Annotated in this window: 9 protein-coding genes; all 9 read right to left on the minus strand. The window is 72.2% G+C overall.

The window, feature by feature from the left end:
- Positions 1–10: 10 nt before the first annotated feature.
- The 9 genes from ACZ63D_RS25250 to ACZ63D_RS25290 all read right to left on the minus strand — a co-directional run bounded on the left by ACZ63D_RS25250 (position 11) and on the right by ACZ63D_RS25290 (position 12,952).
- Entirely contained in the window at positions 11–1,159 is a 1,149-nt protein-coding gene (locus ACZ63D_RS25250; RefSeq protein ID WP_465356808.1) for an epoxide hydrolase family protein, read from the minus strand.
- Positions 1,160–1,174: 15 nt separating this feature from the next.
- Complete coding sequence (locus ACZ63D_RS25255; protein WP_465356809.1) at positions 1,175–2,242, minus strand: DUF2855 family protein; 1,068 nt, start codon at positions 2,240–2,242, stop codon at positions 1,175–1,177.
- A gap of 143 nt (positions 2,243–2,385) precedes the next feature.
- Positions 2,386–2,571: a DUF6222 family protein gene (locus tag ACZ63D_RS25260; protein ID WP_465356810.1), complete on the minus strand. Its 186-nt coding sequence runs from the start codon at positions 2,569–2,571 to the stop codon at positions 2,386–2,388.
- 101 nt (positions 2,572–2,672) lie between these two features.
- The gene (locus ACZ63D_RS25265; RefSeq protein WP_465357002.1) at positions 2,673–3,212 is read right to left on the minus strand and encodes a flavin reductase family protein; all 540 of its coding nucleotides are present in this window, start codon (positions 3,210–3,212) and stop codon (positions 2,673–2,675) included.
- Positions 3,213–3,249: 37 nt separating this feature from the next.
- Positions 3,250–3,702 carry an acyl-CoA thioesterase gene (locus ACZ63D_RS25270; protein ID WP_465356811.1) on the minus strand — a complete coding sequence of 151 codons (453 nt, stop codon included), beginning with the start codon at positions 3,700–3,702 and terminating at the stop codon, positions 3,250–3,252.
- 2 nt (positions 3,703–3,704) lie between these two features.
- Positions 3,705–9,539: a type I polyketide synthase gene (locus tag ACZ63D_RS25275; protein WP_465356812.1), complete on the minus strand. Its 5,835-nt coding sequence runs from the start codon at positions 9,537–9,539 to the stop codon at positions 3,705–3,707.
- 160 nt (positions 9,540–9,699) lie between these two features.
- A complete protein-coding gene (locus tag ACZ63D_RS25280; RefSeq protein ID WP_465356813.1) occupies positions 9,700–10,731 on the minus strand; it encodes a carboxymuconolactone decarboxylase family protein in 1,032 nt (343 codons plus the stop codon).
- A 2-nt stretch (positions 10,732–10,733) separates the two neighbouring features.
- A complete protein-coding gene (locus ACZ63D_RS25285; protein WP_465356814.1) occupies positions 10,734–12,386 on the minus strand; it encodes a GMC family oxidoreductase N-terminal domain-containing protein in 1,653 nt (550 codons plus the stop codon).
- A complete protein-coding gene (locus ACZ63D_RS25290; protein ID WP_465356815.1) occupies positions 12,383–12,952 on the minus strand; it encodes a DUF5987 family protein in 570 nt (189 codons plus the stop codon). Before ACZ63D_RS25290 ends, ACZ63D_RS25285 begins: the two co-directional genes overlap by 4 nt.
- Between the last annotated feature and the right edge of the window lie 4 nt (positions 12,953–12,956).

Below are 12,956 nucleotides of genomic sequence, written 5' to 3' on the forward strand. Positions count from 1 at the left end.
TCGCCTCCGATCACCGGCGCAGCGAGCGCGCGAACGCCCGGATGTCGCCGACCAGTTTTTCGGGCTGTTCGAGCGCGGCGAAGTGGCCGCCGTGCTCGAACTCGGTCCAGCGCGCCAGGGTGGGCAGCGCGCGTTCGGCCAGCGCCCGCACCGGCCGCGTCGCGTCGGCCGGGAACACCGCGACCCCCACCGGCACGGTCAGCGGCCACGGACCGCCCCAGGTGCGGATGAAGTCCGGCGTGGTGCGCGTGGTCTCGAAGTACAGCTGCGCGCTGGGGCCCGCGGTCGCGGTCAGCCAGTACACCGTCACGTTGGTCAGCAGCCGGTCTCTCGAAACCGCGTCCTCCGGCGTCTTCTCCGAATCGGTCCACTCCTTGAACTTCTCCACGATCCAGGCCAGCTGGCCCGCCGGGGAATCGGTGAGGCCGTAGGCGAGCGTCTGCGGCCGGGTGGACTGGATCTTCTGCCAGCCGGTGCCGTCCTCGGCGAAGTGCAGGCCGTGCGCCACGCGCGCCCGGTCCTCGTCGCTCAGCTCCAGGTCCGGAGCCGGGAAGGTGACCAGCATGTTGACGTGCACCCCGAGGACGTGCTCGGGGTCGGTCCGGCCCAGCTCCAGCGAAATGACCTCGCCCCAGTCGCCGCCTTGGGCCAAGTACCGGTCGTAGCCCAGCCGGCGCATCAGTTCGGCCCAGGCGCGGGCCACTCGCGGCACGTCCCAGCCGCTCTCCCGGACGGGACCGGAGAAGCCGTAGCCGGGGATGGAGGGGATGACGACGTGAAAGGCGTCGGAGGCGTCGCCGCCGTGCGCGGGCGGGTCGGTCAGCGGCCCGACGACGTCGAGGAATTCGGTGAACGAACCGGGCCAGCCGTGCGTGAGGAGCACCGGCGTGGCGTCCGGGTGCGGCGAGCGGGCATGCGCGAAGTGCACCGAGACGCCGTCGATTTCGGTGGTGTACTGGGGAAGCCGGTTGAGCTCGGCCTCGGCGGCGCGCCAGTCGTATTCTGTGCGCCAGTACTCGGCCAGCTCCCGGAGGTAGGTCAGCGGGACCCCGCGTTCCCAGCCGGAGTCCGGGATCTCGGCGGGCCACCGGGTTTCGGCCAGCCGCCGCCGGAGGTCGTCGAGGTCGGCTTCGGGGATGTCGATGCGGAACGGTCGCATGGCGGAACCTCTCCTCTACGGTCGAAGGACATGCCCGGCCGACGGGCCCGGCTCGCCCGCCAGCAGCGAGCGGAAGACGTCGGCCGCCGCGTCCGGCCCTTTCCCGGCGGACATGCGCAGCCACGAGGTGCTGCTCCGGACGAACTGTTCCTCGGCGGCCGTGTACCGCCCGCGGTAGGCCGGTTGTCCTTCGGCCCGCGCGGTTTCCTCCTCGTAGGCCGGGGTGAAGAAGATCTCCGGCTCCGGGCCGGGCAGTTCCGGCGGCTCCAGCTGGGCGTCGGGGTGGGTGTATCCGACGAGGGCGGTGTACACCAGCCGGTCCGCGAGGAGCTCGTAGGCGGCGGCGAGCCGCTTGGCGTCGCCGGTGAAGTCGACCAGCACGGCCGTCCCCTTGCCGGCCGCCAGCGCGGCGAGCTCGTCGTAGGAGACGACCTCGTCGTAGCGGTCCAGCGCGGTCAGGAACGGCTTGTCGGCGGTGACGCCCACGGTCCGGAACTGCCCGTTGCCCGCCAGCAGCCCGGCCATGCCGATCGCGGTCTTGCTGGAGGCGCTGGTGACCACCACGGTGTCCGCGCCGTGTGCGCCGGTCCGCCGCAGATAGTCGTTCAGCACCATGGACGCCGGGAAGATCGGCCACAGCAGCGCGCGGCGGTCGTCCAGCTCGTCCTCGGCCGGCGCGGGCCGGTAGGTGCGGTACCAGACGTGCATGAAATCGCGGACGCCGGAAACGTCCAGCAGGCCGTCGCCGTCCGGCTCGGCCGCGAGGGTGAAATGGCTGGCCATCGGCAGGTAGCCGAAATACCGGCGGCCCGCCTCGATCTCCGGGTGCCGGGACTCCTCGACGTGCGCGAACCCCCAGACCGGGAGCCGGCCGTACCCCTCCGGGGCGGGGAAGGCGTTCCAGAAGGGCAGCGCGGAATCCCCGAGCCGCGCGTAGGTGACGTTGTTCATGCTCAGCCCGAACTTCTCGACCGCCAGCCGGATCTGGCCCGGCTCGAGCGGCCGGTCCGGTCCCGGCCGGAGCACGAGGTCGGCGGGGTCGGAGCGGTCGACCAAGAGGTCCCAGGTGTCTGGTGTGCGCACGATGTCTCCTCGGCAGCTCGCGGTTGTCGTCGTCGCCGCTGTCGATGGTCGTCTCCCGCCCCGGGGGTTCAGCGCCTCATCGATTGCGGGATCGGGGCGGCCGCGAAGGTTTCGGGAACCCAACCGAACTGGCCGCGCGCCGCTCAAGCCGCTTCTCTGCGCCGCACGACGGCGGCGTCCCGCTCGATCTCGGCGACGATGTCCGCCCACACGATTCCGCGGCTGAGAGCGGCACACGTCCGGATCCTGGTTTCCACCGGCTCGTCGGCGGTTTCCGGCCGGGGTTTCGCAGGCGCCGCCGGTCGGCCGATGGGTCCGTTCGCGGTCATGCCGGTCCTCCTCGCTCCGGTCGGCACCGACCACGTCGATTCCGGCCTGCTGTGCGGTTTTCGCCCGGACCGGCGGCCCGGCGCGATCGGCGGCGCTGTCTTCACGCCGCGCGGGCGTGCCCGTCGACGTGGTGGTAGCGGCCGCCGTAGAAGACGAGCGCGTGCTCGCCGGAGCCGCGGCTGGCGGCGACCACCCGGCCCAGGAAGATCGAATGGTCGCCGCCGGCCACTACCTGCTCCAGCTCGCATTCCAGCCACGCCAGCGTGCCTTCCAGCAGCGGTGCGCCGGTTTCGCTGCCCGCCGTCCAGGCGACCGCGTCGAACTGGCCCATCCCCGCGGGACGCCGCCAATCGGCGAAGTACTTCGACAGTTCCTGCTGCCCGGCGGCAAGGATGTTCACCGCGAAGGAACCCGCGCTGACGATGGCGGTGTGCATCCGTGCCGCCCGAGAGACGCAGCAGAGCAGCAGCGGCGGTTCCAGCGAGACGGAAGACAGCGCGTTCGCGGTCATCCCGTGCGCGTCCGCTCCGCCCGCGGTCAGCACCGTGACTCCCGTCGCGAACTGGCCCAGCACTTGGCGCAGGCCGTGCTTTTCGGGAAGCGTGGGCCGTGCGGATGACGCTGACAGGCGGGCGAGCACCCCTTGGTCGGCGAACCTGTCCTGTTCCCCGGCCACGTCAGATGCCCTTGCCGTCCGCCGCGCCGTCGATCGTGTACGCGGCGAGCGCTTCCCGCAGGTGCTCGGGAACCCGGGACGGCGCGGTTTCCCGGTTGGGGCCGCGCATGCACGCGATCCGCTGCCGTCCGCGCGCGACCAGCCGATCGCCGTCCGGGTGCAGGTGCACGTAGTCGAACGCGAACTGGAGCTGGGTCTGCGTAAGCTCTTCCAGCCGCATCCGGATCGACAGTTCGTCGAACGCCGTGATCTCGGCGAAGAACTCGCATTCGACCTTGAGCGTGAACAGCTTCAGGTCGTCGCGGAGTTCTTCCAGCACGGCCGGGGCTTTTTCCTTGAGGAACAGCTCGCGGCAGCGGCCTTGCCAGCGCACGTAATTGACGTAGTAGACGTTGCCCACCAGGTTGGTCTCTTCGAAGCCGACTGTGTGGCGGATCTCGTAGTAGTCGGTCATCTTCAGCTCTCCTCTCCCTGGAGCACGGCGAAGACGATCGGGTCCGGCCGGTCGCCGACCGTCGTCGCCCAGGTGGCGATCCGCGCGGCGCCGCAGGCCAGCAGCGCCCAACCGTCCTCGGCTGTCTCGCGCACGGTGAGCGTGCCGGTCATCTCGCCGGTCTTGCGGACGCATTCCAGCGCACTCCACACCCGGGTGTTGGCCACGGCGAGCGGTTCGCCGAGGTCCGCGGCCAGCAGGTGCCCCGCGGTGCGCAGTTCTTCGCCCAGCAGCCCGGACCAGTCCTCTTCGGACCGTTCGACCGCGGTTTCGATGTCGCAGGCGAGCGGACCGGTTCCGGTCACTGCGAGCGTCAGCTGCGCGGTGTGCGACGCGGTGACGGCAGTGCCGCTGTCGCCGTCCAATTCCGGTTTGCCGTCCGGGCGGTAGCGGATCGAGACGGGCCGGTCGAGCGTCCGGCCCGCGGCGAGCGCCGTCTGTGCACGCCGTCCGGCGATCCCCCTGGCCGGGCTGCCCGCCGGGTCCGGCTCCAGCGCCACCGCCCGGCTTCCGCCGAGCACTCGCTCGCAGGCACGTTCCACATAGGACCCGAGCATGGCCGGGACCCACGGCCCGGCCCCGGACCGCTTCCGGACCGCGCGGAGCTTGAGCCCTTCCCAGCGCTCCACCAGCGTCCCGTCCGGATTGCGGACGTCGAGGTCGTAGACGTAGCTGTCTCCTTCCTGGGACCGTTCCCGCGCGTCCAGCACGACGTAGTCCTCGTGCTGGCTTCCCGGTTCGGCCAGGTACAGCCGCTCGACCGCTTGCGGGAGCAAGGTCGCGTCCGGCACGCAGCACTGGATGGCGTGCATCATCGCGTCGCGGGCGCCGGGGTCGGCGAGCAGCAGGTCCTGCGGCAGGAACGGGGCGAACCAGTCCACGTTGGCGGTCGTGGCGATCTCGGCGACGGCGTGCCGGGCGGACGCGCGGCGGTAGCCCAGCACGCGCTGGAACCGCTTGCCCTGGAACAGAACCGACCCGTACAGCTCGCTCACCGGCTCCACCGGCACCGGCGGAAGGGCGGCTTCGCAGGACGTCCGCTCGCCCAGCACGTCCTGCCGCGCGAAGCTCAGCCGGGCGCGGAAATGGTCGGCGCTGAACCCGGTCTCCCCGCTGCGCAGCGCCACGTCGACGGTGTCGGCGTCGCGGGCGAGCGCGGCCAGCCGGATCGTCGTCGTCCCGCCGGGCGGCACGATGACCGGCCGGAGGAACTCGACGTCCTCGAACACCGGCGTGCCGGAACGGCCGAGCACGGCCGCGGCCGCCTGCGTCATCGCCTCCATGCCGAGCACCGCGGGGAACAGCAGCTGGCCGTCGAGCAGATGGTCGGCCAGGTAGGGATCGCTGCCCGCGGACAGGTCCGCCTCGGTGACCAGTTCGACGCCCGGGTAGTGCACGACCGCGCGATCGACGAACCGGGTCAGCGGCAGCTCCCGCTTCCGGATCGGCAGGGTGGCCAGCCCGGCCGTGCGCCCGCAGACCACCAGCACCGGCGGCGCGGAGGGATCGGCCAGCACCTGGCGCAGGACGGCGATCCCCTCCTCGGTCGGGACCGGCGTGATGCCCTCGCGCGTCAGCGCGCCGACCACGCCGAGCTTCTCCCCCATCCCGGCGCCCGACCAGACCGACCATTCCAGCGCGACCGCCCGCGCCGCCGGGTGTTCCCGGCCGAAACGCAGGGTCAGCTCGGTCATCCAGTCGTTCGCCGTGGCGTAGTGCGCTTCCCCGCGCAGCCCTGCTCTGCCGATGATGCTGCCGAAGGTGACCAGCAGCTTGATCCGGTCCTGGTCCACCGCGTCCAGCACCGCGGCCAATCCGCCGACCTTGGGGGCGAGCGTCTCGCGAAAGCTGTCCTCGGTGAGGCTGGACAGGGCGGCCGGTTCGTTGCGGCCCGCGCCGTGCAGGATCGCGGTCACCGGGCCGAGTTCGGCTTCCAGCCTGCGGACGGCGTCGGCTGTCCGCGCCGGATCGGTGACGTCGGCGCGCTCGTAGCGGCAGCGGATGCCGACGGCTTCCATCCGGTCGAGGTTCTCGGCGAGTTCGGTGTCGGCCTCGGGGTCGCTGCGCCCGAGCAAGGCGAGCCGGGCGCCGGAGTCCTTGGCGAGCGCCAAGGCGCACTCCGCGGTGATCCCCTTGCCGCCGCCGGTGACCAGCAGCACGTCGCCGCGGTCCAGCGACTCCTGGACCGGACCGGCCGGAGCGGGAGGCAGCGCGGTGAGCCGGGGTACGGTCCGGTCGCCGTGGGCGTCGTAGCGGACTTCGGCGAAGTCCGAGGTCGCGGCTACCTCGGCTGCCACCGTGGCCACCGCGGCGGCGACTGCGGCCGGATCGGCGGGCTCGGGGTCGGCCAGGTCGACGAGCGTGGTCTTCGCTGACGGGTCCTCCAAATGCAAGGTCTTGGCCAGGCCGGACGCGCCGTAACCGTGGTGCACCACGACGAACCGCGTACCGGCCGGTGCGGCCAGCGCCGCGCGTCCGGCCTCGAGGAACAGCCCGGCGTGCTCGGGGCCGCAGTCCGACGGCAGGCACAGCAGCACGCCGTCGCCCACCCCAGCGCTCGCCAGCGCGGTCCGCAACGGTGCGGCCAAAGGATTTCCCGGAGTCGTGAACACCTGCCACTGGGCGTCGCCTTCGCTGGTGTGCTCCGCCGCGGCCGGGCGCGGCGCGGGCACGTGCTCGACTGCGAACGGCCGGACCCAGGGTCCGATCCCCGGCGCTTCTCCCCGGGCCGCCGAGTCCGCGCCGCCCTCGGTCGCCGCCAGCTCGTCGATCATCTCGGCCAGTTCGCCGAGGCGGACGGTCGCGAAGTTCGGCATGCCCGCCAGCGCCGGACGGTCCAGCACCCGGGTGACGTCGTTGACCAGCTGGCCCACGGTGATCGACGAGAGGTGCAGATCGTCCAGCGGATGGGTGTCGGCGGTGACTGTCTCCAGCGGAAGCTCGACACGGTCGGCGGCGACCTCGCGCAGAAGGTCCAAAGTGGACTTTCCGGAGCCGTCGCCCGCGGCACTGGTGTTCTCGTCCGCCTCGGCCTTCTTCGCGGCCAGTTCGGCGGCGAGTTCCGCGTCGATCTTCGGCGCGGCCTCGCACGGGCTGGACAGGAACCGGTACCGGCCGTCCTCGGGCAGCGGCCGGACTGCCCGGCCCTCGAACAGTGCCCCGGCCGCGATCGGAGTGCCCAGGGCGAACGCGGCGCCGAGCACTCGCAGCAGCGTTGCCAGCGACCCGTCGTCGGTGTCGATCGACAGCACCGGAGTCTCCGGGGCGGTCTCCTCGAACAGCCCGGCGAGCACGCGGCCCGGGCCGACCTCGACGGCCAGGTCGCTGCGCTCGGCCACCCGGGTCGCGGCCTCCCGGAAGCGGACCGGCAGCACGATCTGCTCGCACAGCAGCGCGGGCAGGTCCTCGGCGGCGTGCAGCACGTCCCCGCTGACCGTCGAAACCACCGGCCGTTCGAGCCGGGCGAAGGAGAATTCGCCGAGCCGGGCGGTCATCGCGCGCGCGGCGGGCGCGACCGCCGGCGAATGGAACGCGTGCGACACCTTGAGCCGGGCCGCGCCGAGGCCTTCCGCCTTCGCCCGCGCCACGATCCGGTCGATCGCCTCGGCCGAGCCGGACAGCACGGTCTGCTGAGGCGCGTTGTACCCGGCGATGACCACCTCGTCGCCCAGGCCCAGTTCCTCGACGCGGTCGGGCGACGCGGCGATCCCGGCCATCGCCCCGGAGCCGTCCGCCGTCCTGGCCATCACCTCGCCCCGCACCTTCGCGAGTTCGAGCAGCGCCCGCTCGTCCAGCGCACCGGCCCAGTGCAGGGCGGTCAGCTCGCCGAGGCTGTGCCCGGTCGCCGAATCCGCCTCGATCCCGAACTGGCGCAGCACGCGCAGCCCGGCGAGGGAACCGGCGACGATGCGCGGCTGCGCCACCTCGGTGGCCATCTGGTCGCCGCCCGCGGGCAGCCCGGCCGCGCGGTGGAGGTCGGCAGCCGCGGCGAACCGCCGCCGCAGCGCGCTTTCCCCGCCCCGGCCCGATCCCTGGCCGGGGAACAGGAAGCCGATCTTCGGCGGCGAGGTGCGGCTGCTCGCGAAGACGCCGTCGGCGGCGGAGAACACGGAGTCGCCGGACTCCAGTCCGGCCAGCAGTTTCGCGAGTTTCCGTTCGGCCTGCTCGGGATCGGCGGCGACGACCGCGGCGCGCACCGGCCGTCCCGCGAGCTCGCCGGCGAGCTGCCCGGCCAGGTCGGTCAGTTCCGCGAACGACAGCTTCGGCACGAACTGCAGCACCGCCGCGATCCGGGCGCGCAGCGCGGCGAGGTCGTCGGCATCGAACAGCAGCAGTTCGGCGTCCTGCCGTCCGGCGACCAGCGCGCAGGAGCGGTCGTCGACCTCGCGGCGGCGCGCGGCCGCCGGCGCCTCGGTGACCGTGACGTGGGAGTTGACCCCGCCGAAACCCATCGCCGAAACACCGGCGCGCACGGGCTGGTCCGGCGGCCACAGCGTCGCTTCCCGGGGGACGAACATCCGCGCCGAGGCTCCGGTGAGCGATTCGTGCGGCTCGTGATGCGCGGTGCCCGGCGGGATGATCTGGTGGTGCACGGCGAGCGTCGCCTTGATCAGCCCGGCGACGCCCGCCGCTGCCTTGGTGTGGCCGATGTTGCCCTTGATAGTCGAGAGCGCCGCGGGCGCGGCGAGCGGATCGGCGTCGCGCCGGGCGGACGACAGCGCCTCGATCTCGGTGGCGTCGCCCAGCGCGGTGCCCGTGCCGTGCCCCTCGAAGTAGGAAACGGTCTCGACGCCGTAGCCGGCGCGCCGGTAAGCGCGTTCGAGCGCGAGCCGGTGTCCGCCCGCTTCCGGCCGGGTGATGCCGCCCTTCCCGTCCGAGGACACTCCCCAGCCGCCGAGCGAAGCGTAGATCCGCCTGCCCTGCTCGACCGCGTCGCTTTCCCGCATCAGCACGAGCATTCCGGAGCCTTCACCGGGCCAGAAACCGTTCGAATCGGCGTCGTAGACCTTCATCTCCCGCGCGGCCAGCGCGCCGGTCTTCGCGAAACCGATCACCTCGAACGGGTCGATGGACAGGTCGACCCCGCCGGCGACGGCCAGGTCGAGGTCGCCTTGCACGAGCGCGTTGGCCGCGGTGACCACCGACAGCAGCGAGGACGAGCAGGCTCCGTCGACGGTGAACCCGCCGCCGCCGAAGTCGAAGTAGTTGCACACGCGCCCGGCGATGGTGTTGGCCAGCCCGCCGGCGAGGGAGTCCTCGTTGATCTCCGGGAACGGCTCCTTGTACTGGATCTCCAGTGCCCGCAGGAATTCCGCGGTCTCCGCGTCGCCCCAGCCGCGCCCGGCCAGCGCCGCGGCGACCGTCCGGCGCACGTAGGGCCAGCGCAGCCGCATGAGGTTGGCGCGGGTGAACTCGCCGGCGAGGCTGTTGCCGACGACCACGCCGGTGGACGCCTTCGGCGCGCCCTCGCCGCCGGCGAACCCCGCGTCGGCCAGTGCCGCGGCCGCGACCTCCAGCGCCAGCCAGTGGGTGGTGTCGGTGGCGCGGAAAGTGCTTCCGGCGACCTTGTGCTTCACCCGGTCGAATTCCCAGCCCCGCAGGACCGCCGCCTTCTGCGCGTAGAACCGGTCCGGAGCCTGCGGATCCGGCGAGTAGTAGTCCTCGCGGTTCATCCGCTCGTCGGGCAGCCGGCGGAAAGCTCGGCGGCCGGCCAGCACGTTCTCCCAGAGCTGCTCCGGGGAATCCGCGTCGGGGTACTTCAGGCCGATCCCGACGATCGAAATTCGCTCAACGCTCATGCCACCGCACTCCCACTTGCTCTTCAACGCCGTTCACTGGAATCGCCTCCGTCCCAGCATGGCCGCCCGCGCGCCCACGGTCTTCTCTGTTCCTGCCCGCGGGCCGGACCGAAAAGATTCCTTGCCGCGAAACCGAAATCGCCAAGGCCGACGTTTCCCGTCACGGGTGCAATGCCAGGCGGCCGCCCATTTCCGCCGCGGCGGTGAACGCGGCCCACGAGGCCGCTTCGACCAACGCGCGGTCGTCTGTCCCGTCGAGACGGACGGCCTCGATCACCCCGGCGTCCACTTGGTACGCCGCTTTGGCCACCAGCAAAGCGAATCGCGCCGCAGCACGCTCGGACGCGGGCAGCTCGGTCAGCGCCTGCTCGGCCCAGTTCCGGCTCAGTCCGGGCGGTTCGCCGTTCCACGCCTTGAGTTCGCGGCGGACCAGCTCGCGCACGCGCGGAGCCAGCACCCGTTCCCCCGCCGCCTCGAACACCACCGCGGCCCGGACGAAGCCGTCGGCGAGAACGCTGCCCGGCACTGTCCACTCCGGACTGTCTCCTGCCGCCGGTCGCAGCCGCGCCAGCGACCCGCCCGCGACCGGCGCTTCGCCCGGCTTGAGGAAGAACCCGAGCAGTGCCTTCGCTTTCGCTCGCGCGGGAGCGGGGACGTTGTCCGGCAGCGGCGAAGGTTTGAGGAAGACTCCCACCATCCGGTTCAGGTAGTGAAAGGCCACGGCGACCGCGGCCAGTTCGGCCAGCTCGCCCGACGACACTGCCGGAGGCAGCCGAGCACCGCGCGACCACGCGGCAAGCGCGCGGGCGCCCGGGTCGTCGATCGCGACGTCCGCCTCGATCGACGCCGCCGTGCCCGGACGGCCGAGCGCGCTCAGCGCCATCCCGTGCACCTCGACGCAGTACGGGCACGAGTTGGCCGCCGACACCGCCGCCGCGACGGTCTCGCGGTCGGCCCGGCCGGCTCGGCCGCCGGCGACCAGCGACTCCCGCAGCAGCACCCAGGCCGCGGCGAGCACGTCGGGCGCGGGCGAGTGCAGCGCGATCGGCGGCGCGAGAATGCCGAAGTCTCGCTCGACCTCTCGGTAGACGTCCCGGACCAGGCCGCGTGCTCGCCGCGGCCGCACCGCCTCGACGTACTGGACGTCCCGCAGCGCCCGCCGGAGCGCGGCCCGGACCGGACCCGGCGCCACGGTCAGATCCTCGCGACGAGGTCGAGTTTGGACACTGCCCGCCTGCCGGTGGTCGAACCGTCCGGAGCCGGGGCGCCGTAGCTGACGTCCACGCCCCGGTCCCGCAGCGCCCGCACGATCCCGGGGACGGACCGCTCGGCGAGCGCGGCGATCGTCATGGCCGGGTTCACCGTGAGCGCACCCGGCACCGAAGCGCTGTCGGTGACGAAAATGCCGGGGTGGTCGCGCAGTTCGTGGTTCGGGTGCAGCGCGGAGGTCGCCGGGTCGTCCCCGATCCGGCACGACGCCAGCGGATGGACGGTGTAGGCGCCGACGAGGTCGTTGGTCCAGGGCGCGACCTTCGCCAGGCCGTCCTTCTCGATGATCGCCCGGCAGTCGGCGTCCGCGAGATTCCAGCCGCGCCGGGTGTTTTCGGTCGGCTCGTAGCGCAGCGGCCCCCGGCCGAGCATCTGCTGCGAGATCCGGTAGGCGTTGCCGGTGGGCGGCGGCGCGCCGAAAACGCCCTCGTTGTCGTCCTCGGTCATCAGGAAGATCGTCAGCCAGTTGGCCCACTGCTTGAGCATTTCCTTCTTTTCCGGCCCGAACCAGCGCGGCTCCGCTCCCCCGGGAACCTGCGCGAGGATCGTGCCCAGGCCGGGCGGGAAGTACAGCTGCTCCAGCGAATACCGCTCGTACTCCGGCAGCGAGCCGTCGAGCTTGTCCCAGTTCGCCACGGTCGGGCCCTTGCCGATGTGGTTCGCGGAGTAGACCGGGCCGTCCTCGCGGGACAGGCCGAGCACCTCGCGCACCCGGTCCTCGTCGACGACCGCGGTGTTGAGCCGTTCGCCGTTGCCCGAGAAGTACCGGCCGACCCCGTGCGGCATCCGGCCGAGCGCCTCTTCCGACCGCTGCAGGATGACCGGCGTCGCGCCCGCGCCGGCGGCGATGACGACGACCTTCGCCTCGATCACGCCACTGCCGGTGTGCACGCGGTAGTCCTCGTCGTCCACGATGGCGAAGTGGACCCGGTAGCCGCCGTCCGCGGTGCGTTCCAGCCGCTGGACCTCGTGCAGCGGCCGGATCCGCGCGCCGTGCGCGAGCGCGGCGGGCAGATAGTTCGTCAGCATCGACCGTTTGGCGTCGAACTTGCAGCCGGCCATCATGAAGTTGCAGTTGACGCACTGGTCGTTGTCCACCGCGACCGGGGCCGGGTTCGCCGTCCGGCCGGAGTGGCGGCAGGCGGCGGCCCACAGCCCGCCGGCGTAGGACACGTCGTTCCAGTCCTGTGTGGACACCGGGAGCGATTCGTCGACGCGGTCGTACCACGGGTCGAGCGAATCCCGGGTGATGGCTGACGGCCACATCCGCCGCCCGATGCTCCCGTGCCGTTCGAAGACGAACCTCGGTGCCCGCGGCATCGCGGCGAAGTACACCACGCTGCCGCCGCCGACGCAGTTGCCGCCCAGCACGCTCATCCCGTCGCCGACGACGAAATCGAACACTCGCGTGTAAGACGAGCCGAGCAGGTAGTCGTGTTCGAAGTCGTTCGCGGCCAGCCACGGCCCGCGCTCCAGCACGGTCACCTCGGCCCCGCCCGCGGCGAGGTGATAGGCGGGGATGGACCCGCCGAATCCGCTGCCGACGATGACGACGTCGGTCTTCTCGACGGCGGTCACGACGGGCTCCCCATGGGTGTGGTGTCCGGGTGGATCTCGGCCAGCTCGCGCCCGTAGCCGTACTTCGGGAACCGCCAGGCCCCGTCGGCGTCCGGCGGCCGGTACCCCAGGGCCAGCAGGCCGGGATGGCCGTCGCGGATCGCTTCGGCGGTGTGCCGGTGCGCGGCGCTGTCGAAGGCCATGTTGCAGAACAGCGCCAGGCTGACCCAGCCGTCCTTCTCCGGATGGCCGGGCGTGGTGAGGCGCCGCACCAGTTCGCGGCGGTGCTCGTACGGGAGGGCGACGAACGGCGGGAGCCCGGTGTCGAGTTCCAGCTCCGCCTCGGACGCGTAAGCCTTCGCGTGGTCGTTCACCGACTGCGCGAGGAACGGAAGTCCGGCTGTCACGCCGGTCGCGTCGAAGTTCAGCAGTTCGAGCGCGCCCGCCGCCACGGCGCCCGGGCCGGGCGCGGCTCCCGCGACCGCCCGGTCCCCGGGGAACCGCTTCTCCCCCGGCACGATCGTGTCCGCGTAGGCCTCCAGGGTCAGGTCCCGGAAGCGTTCTTCCTCGGTAGTCTGGGGTTCCACTCGG

The organism is Amycolatopsis sp. NPDC104775 (assembly GCF_055583325.1).